This is a genomic window from Aquimarina sp. AD10, from assembly GCF_003443715.1.
In the GTDB taxonomy this organism is placed as follows: domain Bacteria; phylum Bacteroidota; class Bacteroidia; order Flavobacteriales; family Flavobacteriaceae; genus Aquimarina; species Aquimarina aggregata.
Genome location: NZ_CP031965.1, coordinates 2,260,375 through 2,276,553 on the forward strand (window position 1 = coordinate 2,260,375; position 16,179 = coordinate 2,276,553).

The following is a 16,179-nucleotide window of genomic DNA, read 5'->3' on the forward strand; positions in this document are numbered from 1 at the left end:
TTATCTTTTTGTTATTGTAGCATCCGAATTCATAATGGTACTCGCTACTATTGCATTTGCGGCTATTAAAGCCTTATCGTCATTGTCTTCTAATCTAAATTCACCAGAGTTTAACCAACCTTTCATTTTTGTATCATCAGAAACAAATTTCTTGTATTCTGTATTCTTAAGATCCAATAAAACTTTTAATTCTTTTTGAGTTGGATTTCTTCCTGTTAAGCTTCTAAACACATATTGAATTCCTTTTTGGGCATCTGCAGTATCTGCCATTTTTTTACCCAAAACTCTTGCTGATTCGATATAAGTAGGATCATTAAGTAATACCAATGCCTGCAATGGTGTATTTGTTTCCTGTCTACGAATAGTACATACATCTCGAGCTGGTGCATCAAAGGTTGCCAGAGTAGGGTGCGGCACTGAACGTTTCCAGATAGTATACATACTACGTCTATACAATTTTTCTCCTGTATCTGCTTTATAGGTCATTCCGTTTACCTTCCATAATCCAGGTGGTTGATAAGGATGTACACTTTCCCCTCCTATTTCTTCACTTAATAAACCACTTGCTGCTAAAGCGTTATCTCGTAGCATTTCTCCGGTCATTCGTTTAGCTGGACCATGCGCTAATAATCTGTTTTCTGGGTCAAGATCTCTTAATTCTTGTGATGCTCTCGAATCTTGTCTATACGTAGCAGACATTACCAGCATTTTATTAAAAGCTTTCATGTCCCATCCATTTTCCATAAAATTAGCCGCCAAATAGTCTAATAATTGTGGGTGACTAGGCAGTTCACCTTGATTTCCAAAATCTTCAGAAGTCTTTACCAAACCTATTCCAAAAAAGTGTTGCCACATGCGGTTTACCGCTACACGTGATGTTAATGGGTGTTCTTTTTTGAATAACCATTTTGCAAAACCTAATCTATTTTTAGGTGTATCTTCTGACATTGGTGGTAAAAATTCTGGAGTACTAGGAAATACCTCCTCTGCTCTTGCATCATATACACCTCTCTCAAGAACATAAGCCTGTATTGGTTCTGATTCTTTCATAATCATGACCTCTTTAATTGGCTCTATACTATCTACATATGCTTTTCGTACTTCTGTAAGTTTTGCATATTTTTCTTTTACTGACGAAGCATTCAAGGTGTAATATTGTTGTAGTAATAGTTTTTCTGAAGATTCTAAAGCCTCTGGAGATTTTGCAAGTAGCGTATGTACTTCTTTATTTTCTGCTAACTGCAACATTTCGATACCTGAAAGTTCTCTGTTATATACTCTAATATCATCCATGATACCGTCTGGAATCCCTTTACCTCGTAATCGAGCTCCAAATTGAAGTGCTGGTTCTTTTTTTCGGCCAAATAAGATGTTCTTATATAAATTATCAACAATAACTTCGGTTTCTAACTCTTTACCATTCATATACACCTTATATCCTGTAGCTTTACTAGATCCATCATATGTAACTGCAAAATGCGTCCAAACATCTTTAGGAATTTCAATTTTAGTATGCTCTTTAATTGCATTGTCCGGACCTGTATGAGCCATTAAAATTTCTAGTTTATTGTCTACAATTTTAAGGTGATATCCTCGCCACGCATGTAGAATAGCTCCATCACTTTTATGAAATATATTTCCATCGGTAACTTCTTCAGGTATTTTTGCCCATACCCCAACGGTAAAAGGTTCATGACGACCAAAAACTCCTACTTCTTTTAAGTCTAACCAAGTATCACCATTAAATTTTATACCTTTCCCTTTTCTTGCTGTTACTAAATCTATAGGTTGTCCCTCTGTATACTCACGCTTCATTGTACCCTTTTGTGATGTTCGTATACTGTTTACTAGTGAAGTGTTGTTTAAATCATATGAACCTACTAAGCCTTTGTTTGATAATTTTATACCTGCATAACTTTTACTAGCTATCCATTGATGGCTTTTTGGCATCAACTCTTGAGTCGTCTTGGCAACCTCAGTTTCGTTCTCTTTTACTAAGTTTGCCATATATTCTAACATCTTTTCTTCTTCTTCTGTTGTCCAAAGCATTGTTGGTGTTGGCAAGGCATCGTTCCAAGAAATTTGACCAGATTCATTGATGTTATTAAAGAATGTAGTCATTTCATAATAATTTTTCTGCGAAACTGGATCATATTTATGATCATGACATTTTGCGCATGCTACCGTAAGTCCCATTAACGCCTGTCCTGTAGTTGTTGCTCTATCACCAGCATATTCTATAAGAAATTCTTCATTAACAATACCTCCCTCCATATTTTGTGGATGAATTCGATTAAAAGCGGTGGCTAGTTTCATTTCTTTTGTTGGATTATCTAAAAGGTCTCCCGCAAGTTGCCATGTAATAAACTGATCATAAGGTTGATTTTTATTAAAGGCATCTATAACCCAATCTCGCCATGGAGACATATCGCGGTACCGATCAACACTATATCCATGTGTATCAGCAAATCGTGCTACATCCATCCATTCCAGAGCCATTTGTTCTCCATAACGTTCTGAAGCTAATAATCGATCTACCTGTTTTTCGTAGGCATTTGCACTAGAGTCATTCAAAAAATCATCTATTTCTTTTACCGTCGGAGGCATACCTGTCAAATCAAAAGATAAACGTCGTAAGAGTATTTCCTTATCAGCCTCTTTTGTAAATGATAATTGATGTTTTTCTAATTTAGAAAGCACATAATTATCAATAGGATTACGAACCAATTCTTTTGCTTTTACTTTAGGTGGATCTGTTTTTTCTATAGGAATAAATGCCCAATGATCTTTATATTCTGCTCCATCTTCTATCCATTTTATTAAAATAGCTTTTTCTTTTGCTGTAAGAGTTAAATGTGACTCAGGTGTAGGCATTATTATTTTAGGATCTTCCGAAATAATCCTATAAAACATTTCCGATTTTTTTAGACTTCCAGGATCAATAGCATACTTACCAGGTGACTCAGGGAGTTCAGAAAAAGCGGTCTCTGCACTATGCAATTGTAATCCTGCAGATATTTTTGCTTTATCTGGACCATGACACAAATAACATTTATCTGATAAAATAGGTTTTACATCTTGATTGAAATCTAATTTATCAGGTAATTCTTTATATTCTAAAGCTATCGTTTCTGGTATATCCGGTCCCCCACAAGAAAAAACAATTGTTAAAATTGCTATTAATAAAATCCCTCTAAATACTAACATCTACATTAAAATTAATTGTATAACCAAATGTAGTAGGTAATTTAATGAAAACTTTTGTTCAAAAAAGACCATAAAATGTACATTTCCGACCTATTCAACCAAATAAAGCTTTTTTTTTATTACAAAAACGACTTTTACTTAAAAATTCTTCTATTTTTATATGATTTAAAAGATCTTATTAATGCATAAAGTATTACAATCTTTACAACTTTCACTACTCAATATTGGGTATGCACATTTAGATTCTCACTGGAATTATGATAATGTTATTAGTCCATTTACCAGAATGTACTATATCACTAAAGGTTCTGCAAAAGTATATCATAACGGAAAAGAGTTTTCTTTAAAACCTGGATATATGTACTTAATCCCCAGTTATACATATAGTAGATATAAATGCGATGAATATCATGAACAATACTACATTAGTTTCTTTGAAGAAATAAAAAATGGATTGTCTATTTTTAATTTAAAATCTTTCATTTATGAAATTGAAAGTACTCCACCTGATCTCGAATATTTTAAACGTTTATTAGAAATTAACCCAAATCGAGCTCTAATAGATGATGACCCAGAGGTATATGACAACAGACCTACATTATTACACTTCAAAAGAAAAAATGAAAAATTATCTGCTGCATTTTTTCTTGAAACACGAGGTTTTCTTAATATACTTTTATCTAGGTTTATAGAAGATACATCTGATAGTACCGTAAGAACAAATTCTGGCTATAATTTAAGTCAGGTTTTGAATTATATTGGTGAAAATTTACATCGAGAACTTACTATTTCTGAACTTGCATCCTATTGCCACCTGAGTACAGATTATTTTTCGAGAATCTTTAAAGACAAATTTGGTATGCGGCCAAATATATATATGCAATCTAAGAGAGTAGAAAGAGCTCAATTACTCTTACTAACCACCAACTATTCGCTACAACAAATAGCAGAAAAGGTAGGGTTAGAAAATTTATCATATTTCTCAAGAGTCTTTAAAAAACATGCTGGTAAGACTCCAGGAAATTTTAGGCGAGAACAAATGAAAGTCTAAAAACAAATTTTTTCAATAGTATACTATAAATTAAAAAAAATGTCGAATAAACACATCATTTTTATAGGTATCATAATATCTATAGTTGCATGTAATCAGAAAACAAAAAATAATATTCATACAGAGGAATGGATATCTTTATTTAATGGTACAGATCTTAATGATTGGGATATTAAAATCTCTGGTTATGAATTAAATCATAATTATAAAGAGACTTTTATTGTTCAAGATAGTATGATTAGAGTGCAGTATGATAATTATGAAACTTTTGACAACTCTTTTGGGCATTTATATTATAAAACACCTTTTTCCTATTATAAATTAAGTTTTGATTATCGATTTACTGGTGAACAATTACAAGGCGGAGTACATTGGAATATAAGAAACAGTGGCGTTATGTTACATTCGCAATCTGCTATAAGCAATGAACTCAACCAAGACTTCCCAGTCTCTATAGAATTACAAACATTAGGAGGTTTAAATAAAGGGAAACGAACAACAGCTAATGTTTGTACTCCTGGTACAGCGGTAGAAATAGATGGGATAGTCGATTATACCCATTGTATCAATTCTACATCAGAAACCTATCATGGGGATCAATGGGTTCATATAGATGCTATCATAATGGGCGGTGAATATATGGAGTTTAAAGTAAATGGCGATATGGTTTTAAGATTTGAAAAGCCACAAATTACTGGAGGTAAATATAGTGCCGAGAGCAAAGAAACTAATTTAGGTAACTTTGGAATAGAAAGAGATTTAGATTATTGGTTGTCAAAAGCAGGGACCATTTTAACCAATGGTTATATTGCACTTCAAGCAGAAAGTCATCCTATAGATTTTAAAAATATTAAACTTCTAAATTTATGTGGGTGTATGGATCCTAAAGCAACAAATTATAAAAGTTACTATATAAAAAATCTTCCTAAGGCCTGTACGTATTAAGGTATTATTGCGGTAGCTGATATACACTATCAATAGCTATAAGTTCTAGATTAAGATTTGTTCTTTCTTTACCCGTAACACGAAACAATGCTGTAAAAGTATCAGAGTCTTTGAGGTATTCTTTAGTAAACAGTTTTGCTTTGTTTTGATTACAAAACAATTCGACTGTAGCAATAACCCCCATATCATGATCAGAAAAAAACAAAAATTGTTCGGTATCATCTGCTCCTTTTAATCGTGATACAATAGCATATTCTGATGCTGTTCCTTCTACATCGAGATTAAAAATTGTGTCCTTACTCTTTTCTATATTTTTATATCTTAATTTTCGATCTTGAATAGAAAAAAAGGCATTTCTCTCATTAAAATACTGAATAAACTTATTGTTATTTTTTGTGGGCCCGATGTAAATAGAATTATGTTCCTTAATATCATTATAAGTAGACTTTGTAGAAAACCGTATCGAAAAGTCTTTATTTCTAGAATCAAATAGTCTCGTTAAACGATAGACTGCAATAGATCCCATTTCAGTAATGTATGAGTAATTCGCCGGAAAAACATTATTCTTAAAATCAGGATTTTCCTTTTGAAATCCATAGAAGTCATCTAATGAATTGATTTGATAATCTCTATTCCACCCTATTCGTCCAGTTTTAGTTTCTGCCATAAATCCAAAAAAATCTCCCACAATTAATGTCGTCTCTTTTTTATTGGTAAAAAAAGAGTTCCATAATATAGTAGGAGGTGTATACAATATTTTAGCAATCACAAAACCCAAAATAACAAGCAAAAAAATCGCTGCAAAGCTTGATACTCTATACAATTTTTTATAATCCTTTAAATTAGACTTACTAGTATTATTTTGAATAAAAGAAGTATAGTACTGGCCTTTATCGATTATAACTTTCCATTTTACATCTTTTCCTTCATTTTCATAATATTTTTCTAATTTTTTTCTAAGGTTATAGATATTTACTCTAATACTAGAAGAATTGTTTTGATCCAGAAACTGTTTTCCAAAAATTTCTAGTCCTATTGTAGTCTCTTTTAATTGTTTCTTAGCTATTGTAGACTTCACTAAAAAACTAAGCAAATTCTTACTAGTTGGAGATTTAGAAAATACTCTACTCTCAAGAATATCATCTAATAGTATTATTTTTTCTTCATCTGAAAGCACACTCATTTCTAACACAATTTAGTCTACAAAACATCTTTATTTAACCGTTACAACTACCGTTAACCAAAGGTTAAATATAATGATTATTGCATCTTTTAAGTACTTTTCTTGAATAGTTAGCAAGTTTATTCTAAAAGTCATAAAAATATAATGACAACTTTATTTACTTATTCTGATTAGGTTAAAAACATATTTTTCAATGAAACTACAAATGACCAAGAAAATTAACAGCACTTTAATTGTTTTTATTTTGTTTACTTATTTCTTGAGTAACGCACAAAAAATCGACTCTAATCTTCAAAGAGATATTACTCCTATATCTATACAAAAACAAATGCAAAGGGTTGCCGATTGGCAAATTGATCATTTTAGAGAAACATATAGTGGCAGAGATAAACCTCACCATATTGCAGATTGGACTAATGGAGCTTTATATGTGGGAATGACAAAATTTGCTAAAATGGCAAAAGACGATCGCTACTGGCAATGGTTAAATACTATTGGTAAAAAGCAAAAATGGAAGCTACACCAAAGAAAATATATGGCCGATGACCATGTTGTAGGACAAACTTTTCTAGAATTATTTAGAAAATTTAAAGACACTACAATGATTACACCCACTAAAGAGCGTCTAGACTGGATCATGCAAAACCCAAGTCAACAACCAATTACTTTAGATAACTATAAACATTTAGAACGCTGGACTTGGTGTGACGCACTATTTATGGGACCTCCAGTATGGGCAAAACTATCTAAAATTACAGGGGATCAAAAATATACCGATTGGATGCTCAAAGAATATGAGGTTACAAAACAACATCTCTTTGATAAGGATGAACATTTATTTTTTAGAGATAATAGTTTTATAGATCAACTAGATCATGGCAACAAAATCTTTTGGTCTCGAGGAAACGGATGGGTATTTGGAGGACTAACATTACTAATGGATGAATACGAACCAGGTTCAGAACCTTACGAATATTTTAAAGACATCTATTTAAAAATGGCTAAGAAGCTTATTAAAATTCAAACTCCGCAAGGGCATTGGTCGATGAGTTTACTTAATCAAAAGTATTATCCAACACCTGAGACTAGCGGTACTTCATTTTTTACTTTTGGACTAGCTTGGGGAGTAAATCATGGATTATTAGACCGTAAAGTTTATGAACCGCATATTAAAAAAGCTTGGAATGCTCTTAACAATCATATCACAGCAGATGGTATGTTAGGTTATGTTCAACCCATAGGAGCAGGGCCAGATAAATCTTTTAAAGATCAGACAGAAGTGTATGGTACTGGAGCTTTTCTAGCAGCAGGTTCCGAAGTTTATACCATGTATGGAGGACAACGAATATATCAAATTTCAAAACCCGATTACAAAAAAAGCCCAAAAACAGGAATGACAAGAGAGCATTGGCTAGACATGGCAAAATATATACTCGAAGGAGCCTTTTCATATGTTCATGATATTGATGACCCTTTAAAATTTCCAAAATTAGGGAAAGTCTCATATCCCAGAGGAGATTGGCAAATACCAGTAGAAAAGCTAGAAGGGTTATGCAGAACACTTTTTGTAGCCGCCCCTTTATTAAAAGAAAATCCTGATTTAACCATAAACAATATTAAAATTGCGGACTATTATCGTCATAATATTCTCAATTTAATTAACGAAAGTCACCCTTCATTTATAAAAGATAAAGATAAGGACTGGCCAGGACAAACCTTAGTAGAGTTTGGTGCATTAGCAATTTCTTTTTTTACAATACCAGAAGTAGTTTGGGATCCTCTTTCTCAAAAGCAAAAAGACATTTTAGCACGAAAAATGATCAGTTACGGAGACGGTGCTACGGTACCTTCTAACTGGAAGTTTTTCAACATTTTTGTTCTAAGTTTTTTTAAAAGTCAAGGGTATGATGTTAATGAAAAATTACTGGTCGATTATTTAAATAAAAGTTTAGATCACTATCGCGATGATGGTTGGTATAATGATAATCCCGCCTATGATTATTACAGCATGTGGGCATTCCAAATGTATGCCGCATATTGGTCTGAAGTATTCGGAAATGAACACTACCCAGAAATTGCTAAAAAATTTAAATCTAATTTTCTTGATATAAAGGACACCTACCCCTATATGTTTAGTAAAAATGGAGAAATGATTATGTGGGGCCGCAGTATCAGCTATCGAATTGCGTCTATAAGCCCATTTCCGTTTCTAGGTTTTTATCCCGAAGAAACAAAAGATATCAACTGGGGCTGGATGAGACGTATCTCATCTGGTGTTTTATCTCAATTCTTACAACATCCAGAATTTTTAAAAGACAATATTCCAACCTTAGGTTTTTATGGGCAATTTGATCCCGCTACTCAATACTATAGCTGCCGTGGAAGCGTATTTTGGATGGGTAAAGCTTTTCTTAGCCTATTGCTACCAAAAGATAACGAGTTTTGGAATGCTACAGAAAATGATGGCGCTTGGGAAGATGAATTAGTAAAAGACAAAGTACACAACAAGTTTTTTGAAACTTCTAAAATTATGCTTACCAACTATGCTGATATCGGGGCTTCAGAAATCCGAGCTTGGTGTGATGTACCCATTACCGGAGTCAAAGAACCCTTCCGCGGAAGCGAAAACTACAATAAGCTATCTTACAATAGTGCTTTTCCATGGCAAGCCGATGATCCCAATGGTATCGTCTCAATGAATTATATGTTTAAAACCGGTGTCGATACCATACCCTATGAACCCGGTAGATTATACACCTTCAAAAAATTCAAAGATGGTATTTATTATCGAGATTTAAAATCAGAAATTATTAAAGATGTTACTATTAATCTTGCTGATATACCTCTAAAAAATGGAATTTTACGTGTTGATAGAATCAATGCTAAAAAACCCTTGGATTTAATCTTGGGGCATTACAGTCTCCCCCATATTAACGGATATATAAACACTTCTGTCCAAAAAATAAATAATAAAGAGGTTCACATTATTGATAATGGCATATATCAACTTGCATTAATACCAGTAAAAGGTTGGGAAAGTATTACTTCAAAAACTACTTCTGATTTACATCCAGAAGCCAAGAAAAGTACCGTACTCAATATTAGTACAAGCTACACACCTAACCAGAAAAACAATGAACTTATAACTGCAATGCTATGGAAAAAATCTGGAAAACCTTTTACAAAAAAGGAATTATCAATAGCAGATGACATCCAAATCAAAAAGAAGATAAGGACATTAAGTTTCGAATAACTAACGACACACAAACTCTAAATTGAATATCATGAAAAACAACAATTTATTGCTCCTATTTTGTTTATTATTAACATACGTAGGATTTGCTCAAGATTACGATTTTGTAGTCTCTCAAGATGGTGCATGGACTTGGTATAATGACGAACGAGCTGCCTTTAAAAATGATCGTTTATACACCTCATATGTTAAAAGAAATGGAAAAGTTGCACTTTCTGTAAATAATATTAAAACTGGTGCAACAATAGGAAGTGAAACAATTCTAAGTACATGGACACAAAAAGATGATCATAATAATGCTGCTATACTGCTTCGACAAGATGAAAAAATAATGGCATTTTATAGCCCGCATATTCGTGAAAAAGAAAATTACTATAGAACCTCTCTTGTAAATCAACCTTCTAAACAAAGTGATTGGAGTAATCAAATCTCGCAAATAACCACAAATGATTCAGACAATAAAGGAGCAACTTATAACAATGCTTTTCAGTTAAGTGCAGAAAATGGTAAAATATACAATTTTATGCGTACGAATAACTTTAATCCAAATTGGAAAGAGTATACGGCCAATGGAACTCCGCTTCGAAATGGAAAAGATATTATTTTATTTAAAAATGGAAATGGAAGCGTTCGTCCTTATGTAAAATATACATCTAATACTATAAATCGAATTGATTTTTTCTTTACCGATGGTCATCCTAGAAATGCTAATAATAGTTTATATCATTGCTACTATCAAACTAATTCGAATGGAAATCAAGGTAGTATTTATCAAACTGATGGTACATTCATAGCTACCTTACAAAGTGTAATTAATGGAACACCTATCGATGTCTCAAAAGTAAACAAACTATATACTTTTGGATCTGATGGCACTAATGCCAGAGCATGGACCCATAGCATTAATTACGATACTAACGGAAGACCTGTTGTAACCTACTCAAAACAAATCAATATTAATTCTATTACCTATCATTATGCACGGTGGACAGGTAGTCAATGGAATAATTATTTTGTTTCTGACGCAGGAAAAGGTTTGTACAATGGCGAGGACGATTATACAGGCATTATTACCTCCAACCCCTATAATACGAACGAAATATTTATGTCGTCTAATCGCAATCCTATTACGGGAATTGAAAATAATCGATATGAAATCTATTCTGCTACTACAGTTAATGGAGGTAATAGTTGGAACTGGACAGCCATAACAACAAACTCTCCGAAAGATAATTTACGCCCTTTTATTCCCAAAGGAATAACCAATGCAAATGATAGAGTTGCTCTATGGTTTTATGGTGATTATATTACATATGAAAACTATAACACAAAAATTGTAGGAGAATTTATTAATAGAAACAATACCAATCCTCCTTCAACAACTATTACTTATGGTGTAGACATTAATACTGCATCTAGCGCTACACAAAATGGTTATAAAAAATTAATGGCCACTATTGGTTCAACGGCTATCGATGATGGGGTAAACTTTACACTGTTTGGTAATACTACAGATTCGAGAAATAGATCGGGAGCTCCTAATAATCTTTTAAGTGATTTTGCTTTTAATAACCCTGAAATAAATGATGGCATGATAGGAGTTCGTGTTTCAGGTTTACCAGAAGGTAGTTACAAAATCAATAGTTATCATTTTGATCAAAACTACCCAGTTACTGTTAGCGTAACCATAAAAGAACAAGGAGGAGCGCCTATTAAAACAGTTACAGTAAGTAGTGCATCTCCATCTGAATTCGAAATCACCGCACAAGCAGGAAAAGTATACGAAATTATTGCCAAAGAGGATAATATTAGTAACCGTACACGATTTAATGGTCTTTCTTTAACAAAAATTAATCCCGTACCTCCATCAAATAGTCCAATCGCCAAAATCGATATTGACACCGATTTAAAAAACACTAAACCCGGATATACTAGTTTAATAGGAACACCGAATAACTCTACGATTATCAATGGTGCTTCTTATCAATTATTTGGTTTTTCGAATCAACCTAGTACGACTACTGGAGGTGGACAAATTCTAAATGATTTTGCTGCAAATACAGGAAGTGTTGCAGCTACTCCTGCCATAGGGGTTAGAATAAAAAACTTAGAAGCTGGCACATATACTTTAAAAAGCTGGCATTATGATGCTGCTGTTTCAAGTAGTAATGTAAAAATTCAAATTAGAGATGCAGGATTTGGTAACCCATTAACCACTTTAAAAACTGGGATAAGTCTTGGAAGTACTAGTGCAACTACATATCAGATCACTATTGAAGCTGGTAAAGATTATGATTTAATCATTCGTAGTGATCAAGGTACAGAATCAAGATTAAATGGACTAGAACTTACATCAAGTACTACATCAAAAGTTACCCCAATAAAAACAACGTTTTTCGATGATATAAGGATACATCCCAACCCATTCACAGACAAAGTAATCATACAGTTAAATCCTAAAGTCATATATCAAAAAGCTATTTTATTTGATGTTACGGGACGAAAAGTGATCGAAAAATTAATAGATAATAAAAGTAATAGCCTTGAACTAAATACACGTACAGCACCCGGAACATATCTTTTGGCAGTTTACGAAAAATCAGGAACTACTATTACCAAAACCATAATCAAACAATAAAACAGATGAATACATTATATAAAACGCGATATGCTACAGGACCTGAAGCTTTCAAACAATATGACACAAAAGCATTACGGGACGAGTTTTTGATTGATAATCTTATGCAACATGACAAAATTGTTTGGGTGTATACACATTATGATCGTTATATGGCTGGATCTGCAGTACCCATAAAAAATGAATTAACACTAGAAGCTATTGACCCTTTAAAAGCCAAAAGCTTCCTTGATCGTCGAGAATTAGGCGCTATAAATGTTGGAGGTTCAGGATCTATTATCGTTGATGGTACTACTTATAAAACCGATTATAAAGATGCCTTATACATTGGAAAAGGAAGCAAAAAGGTAGTTTTTAAAAGTGATGATGCTAAAAATCCTGCAAAGTTCTATTTAAACTCTGCACCAGCTCACCATGCATTTCCCACTAAAGCTGTAACCAAAAAACAAGCTAATAAATTAGAACTTGGAAGTACTGAAACCGCAAATGCAAGAACAGTATATCAAATGATTCTTAGTGGTGTTGTTGAAACATGTCAATTACAAATGGGAATGACAGAGTTGAAATCAGGAAGCGTATGGAATACCATGCCTGCTCATGTTCATGACCGAAGAATGGAAGTTTACTTTTATTTTGAAGTTCCTAAAGAACAATCTGTTTGTCATTTTATGGGGCCAGTTAATGAAACTAGGCATATTTGGTTGCAAAATCATCAAGCTGTTATTTCACCGCCATGGTCTATACATTCTGGATCAGGAACTAGTAATTACACATTTATTTGGGGTATGGCAGGTGAAAATCTAGATTATAATGATATGGATACTGCAAAAATCACCGACTTAAGATAACCTTTATATTATGACAAATTCATTATTTAACGTCTCCGGAAAAATAGCATTGGTTACAGGAAGTACCCATGGGCTGGGAATGGCTATGGCAAAAGGTCTCGGCTTGGCTGGAGCCACTATTATTGTAAACGGAAACTCATCTCAAGAAAAAATAGATCTTGCTGTAACCGAGTATAAAAATGAAGGCATACATGCTATCGGATATAAATTTGATGTTTCTAACGAGCAAGAAGTGATCTCGGCAATTAAAAAAATAGAGTCAGAAGTTGGCTCTATTGATATTTTAATTAATAACGCAGGAATTATAAAACGTACTCCGCTAATTGATATGGAAGTTGACGATTTTAAACAGGTTATTAATATTGATTTAGTAAGTCCATTTATTGTTTCCAAACATGTTGTAAAAAGCATGATACAAAGAAAACAAGGTAAAATAATCAATATCTGTTCTATGATGACAGAATTAGGTAGAAATACCGTAGGCGCATATGCTGCCGCAAAAGGTGGATTAAAAATGCTTACCAAAAATATGGCTACAGAATGGGCTAAATTCAATATTCAAGTTAATGGTATAGGACCGGGTTATTTTGCAACTTCTCAAACCGAACCCATACGAGTAGATGGGCACCCTTTTAATGAATTCATTGTAGGTAGAACTCCAGCAGGAAAATGGGGAGATCCTAATGATCTGGCAGGAGCTGCGATTTTCTTATCATCCAGAGCTAGTGATTTTGTAAACGGCCATATCCTTTATGTTGACGGAGGCATTTTAGCAACTATTGGTAAACCTTCAAATGAAGACTAATCATATTATAACCAAATGATCAATAGTAATGAAAGTTTATAATCTTATTTTTTTAATACTCTTATTTCTGGTTCTAGGATGTGAACCTATATCTAAAAATGTAATTACGATTACCAATACACTTAATTTTGAACGTATCGATGAACTAGTTCGCATTCCTATACAAAAGATTAATACACATATTCTGGATGTTGGTAAAAAATCTATCCTAACTGTTTACGACGAAAACAATACATCTATTCCATTTCAATTAGAAGACGAGAATGGTGATGGGCAATGGGATCAACTAATTTTTACTACTGATTTTGCACCAAATGAGGTTAAAAAAATAAGATATACTGTCTTAGAAAATTCAAAAGCTTCAATATTTCCAAATGCCACCGATATCCATTTTGGCGTTGGTGACAGCAATTCAACTATTTCTGAAGTCAATGAATACAAACGCATAAACGATCCAAGGACAGCATCTCAAAAAAAATTCTTTCAGATGGAAGGACCCGCTTGGGAAAATGACAAGGTAGGTTTTCGTATGTATTTTGACCCCCGAAATGGGATTGACATTTTTGGCAAAACAACTCCTGACTTAGTTCTATCTCACATAGGTATTAATGGAGATTATCATAGTAAGGAAGATTGGGGAATGGATATCTTAAAAGTTGGAAACTCTCTTGGAGCAGGATCTATAGCCATAAAAACAAAAGATTCATTATACCGAATAACCGGTAAAAACGGGACTACTTTTAAAATTTTGGAACAAGGACCGATTAAATCTTCTTTTGAAATGAAGTATATTAATGATACTATTCAAGGGGTTCCAATACAAGCAAAACATAAGATTTCGATCTATAAAGGGCAATGGTATTATAAAAGTGATATCTCTTTATCGGGAATAACACCTGATATGAATTTAGTAGCAGGTATTGTTAACCTAAAACCTAATACTCTACATAGTACGACTGTTAACAATTATTTTAGTTTAAACTCTTATGGAAAGCAATCAGAGAATGGAGATCATCTGGGAATGGCGCTGCTACTAAATAAAAAACTTTATAACACTCATAAAACTATTACCACGCAAGAGACTGGAATTACTAACACGCATTATGTATCCTTTAATTCTGAAAACGACATTCCTATTTCCTTCTATTTTTTATCAGCTTGGGAAGCTTCAAATTCGAAATTTGGAACAGCAAAAGGTTTTACTAAAGAAGTAGCACAGACGCTAGAAAAGTTTTCTCATCCCATAATAATCGAATAGATGAGTATATTTAAAAACAACATTAATAGATTTCTTTTTGCACTACTTTCTCTAGTATTGATTTCCTGTAATGATTCAGAAAATGTACGTGTATTGCGTTTAGCTCATATTCTAGACACGAAACACCCTGTACATAAATCTATGGAAATTTTAGGGGAGCGTCTTGCTCAAAAATCTAATGGCAAACTGCAATTACAAATATATCCTAGCAGTCAACTCGGAGGAGAACGAGAATGTTTAGAACTTCTACAAATAGGAAGTTTAGATATCACAAAAGTATCAGCTGCTGTCTTAGAAAATTTTATTCCTGAATATCAAGTATTCGGAATCCCTTATCTATTTAGAGACCGAGCACATGCCTTTACAGCATTGGATAGTCACCTTGGTGAGAATTTATTAACTCAAGGACAGAAATTCAGGTTACGTGGACTTACTTTTTATGATGCCGGAAGCAGAAGTTTTTATACTAAGAAAAAACCAATAGCGGTTCCAAATGATTTAAAAGGAGAAAAAATTCGTGTAATGAAAAGTAACATGGCCATAAGTATGGTTAATCAACTCGGGGGAGCTCCAACTCTTGTTTCATGGGGAGAGTTATATACAGCCTTACAGCAAGGCGTAGTTGATGGGGCCGAAAATAACCCTCCTAGTTTTTACACTTCAAAACATTACGAAATTTGTAAATATTATAGTTTAGACGAACACACCTCGATTCCTGATGTACTTGTAATTGGTTTAGATACTTGGGAACGTTTGACTGCACAAGAAAAGACATGGTTAAAAGAAGCAAGTACCGAATCTAAAATAGAGCAGCGTAAACTTTGGGCTGCTTCAGAAAAGGAATCTTTAGATGCAGTAGTCAAAGCCGGAGTACAAATTACACGTCCTGATAAATCTCTTTTTGAACAAAAAACTCAAGAAATCATTGCCACTTTTAAAGATCAACCAGAAATTATCAACCTTATCACAGCGATTAAAGAAATGCATTAAA

At 33.2% G+C, this 16,179-nt stretch carries 10 protein-coding genes; 8 read left to right on the top strand and 2 right to left on the bottom strand.

Going from position 1 to position 16,179, the window contains the following annotated elements; all coding sequences use genetic code 11:
* A complete protein-coding gene (locus D1816_RS09390) occupies positions 1-3,207 on the bottom strand; it encodes a DUF1553 domain-containing protein (RefSeq protein ID WP_118502464.1) in 3,207 nt (1,068 codons plus the stop codon).
* Positions 3,208-3,388: 181 nt separating this feature from the next.
* Between D1816_RS09390 and D1816_RS09395 the strand changes: the two genes are divergently transcribed.
* On the top strand, positions 3,389-4,258 hold the full coding sequence (locus tag D1816_RS09395; protein ID WP_118502466.1) for a helix-turn-helix domain-containing protein: 870 nt from the start codon (positions 3,389-3,391) through the stop codon (positions 4,256-4,258).
* A gap of 39 nt (positions 4,259-4,297) precedes the next feature.
* Positions 4,298-5,203: a DUF1080 domain-containing protein gene (locus tag D1816_RS09400; RefSeq protein ID WP_118502468.1), complete on the top strand. Its 906-nt coding sequence runs from the start codon at positions 4,298-4,300 to the stop codon at positions 5,201-5,203.
* A gap of 4 nt (positions 5,204-5,207) precedes the next feature.
* Here D1816_RS09400 and D1816_RS09405 read toward each other — a convergent pair whose 3' ends face one another.
* Positions 5,208-6,386 (bottom strand): helix-turn-helix domain-containing protein, encoded by a 1,179-nt coding sequence (locus D1816_RS09405; RefSeq protein ID WP_118502470.1) that lies wholly within the window; start codon positions 6,384-6,386, stop codon positions 5,208-5,210.
* Positions 6,387-6,579: 193 nt separating this feature from the next.
* Between D1816_RS09405 and D1816_RS09410 the strand changes: the two genes are divergently transcribed.
* From D1816_RS09410 to D1816_RS09435, 6 genes are read left to right on the top strand one after another with little or no spacing between them, the layout of a single operon-like run.
* Positions 6,580-9,639: a DUF2264 domain-containing protein gene (locus D1816_RS09410; RefSeq protein WP_118502471.1), complete on the top strand. Its 3,060-nt coding sequence runs from the start codon at positions 6,580-6,582 to the stop codon at positions 9,637-9,639.
* A 31-nt stretch (positions 9,640-9,670) separates the two neighbouring features.
* Entirely contained in the window at positions 9,671-12,277 is a 2,607-nt protein-coding gene (locus D1816_RS09415) for a BNR-4 repeat-containing protein (RefSeq protein ID WP_118502473.1), read from the top strand.
* 5 nt (positions 12,278-12,282) lie between these two features.
* Positions 12,283-13,125, top strand: coding sequence for a 5-dehydro-4-deoxy-D-glucuronate isomerase (kduI, locus tag D1816_RS09420; protein ID WP_118502475.1), 843 nt, complete (start codon positions 12,283-12,285; stop codon positions 13,123-13,125).
* Between the two features lie 10 nt (positions 13,126-13,135).
* Positions 13,136-13,930, top strand: coding sequence for a gluconate 5-dehydrogenase (locus D1816_RS09425; RefSeq protein WP_066319341.1), 795 nt, complete (start codon positions 13,136-13,138; stop codon positions 13,928-13,930).
* Positions 13,931-13,958: 28 nt separating this feature from the next.
* The gene (locus D1816_RS09430) at positions 13,959-15,188 is read left to right on the top strand and encodes a DUF4861 domain-containing protein (RefSeq protein WP_118502477.1); all 1,230 of its coding nucleotides are present in this window, start codon (positions 13,959-13,961) and stop codon (positions 15,186-15,188) included.
* Complete coding sequence (locus D1816_RS09435) at positions 15,189-16,178, top strand: TRAP transporter substrate-binding protein (protein WP_118502480.1); 990 nt, start codon at positions 15,189-15,191, stop codon at positions 16,176-16,178.
* Position 16,179 lies beyond the last annotated feature (1 nt).

Excerpts from the sequence above, each read along its gene's own strand:
- D1816_RS09390 (WP_118502464.1), bottom strand. The coding sequence starts at position 3,207 with ATGTTAGTATTTAGAGGGATTTTATTAATAGCAATTTTAACAATTGTT.
- D1816_RS09395 (WP_118502466.1), top strand. The coding sequence starts at position 3,389 with ATGCATAAAGTATTACAATCTTTACAACTTTCACTACTCAATATTGGG.
- D1816_RS09400 (WP_118502468.1), top strand. The coding sequence starts at position 4,298 with ATGTCGAATAAACACATCATTTTTATAGGTATCATAATATCTATAGTT.
- D1816_RS09405 (WP_118502470.1), bottom strand. The coding sequence starts at position 6,386 with ATGAGTGTGCTTTCAGATGAAGAAAAAATAATACTATTAGATGATATT.
- D1816_RS09410 (WP_118502471.1), top strand. The coding sequence starts at position 6,580 with ATGAAACTACAAATGACCAAGAAAATTAACAGCACTTTAATTGTTTTT.
- D1816_RS09415 (WP_118502473.1), top strand. The coding sequence starts at position 9,671 with ATGAAAAACAACAATTTATTGCTCCTATTTTGTTTATTATTAACATAC.
- kduI (WP_118502475.1), top strand. The coding sequence starts at position 12,283 with ATGAATACATTATATAAAACGCGATATGCTACAGGACCTGAAGCTTTC.
- D1816_RS09425 (WP_066319341.1), top strand. The coding sequence starts at position 13,136 with ATGACAAATTCATTATTTAACGTCTCCGGAAAAATAGCATTGGTTACA.
- D1816_RS09430 (WP_118502477.1), top strand. The coding sequence starts at position 13,959 with ATGAAAGTTTATAATCTTATTTTTTTAATACTCTTATTTCTGGTTCTA.
- D1816_RS09435 (WP_118502480.1), top strand. The coding sequence starts at position 15,189 with ATGAGTATATTTAAAAACAACATTAATAGATTTCTTTTTGCACTACTT.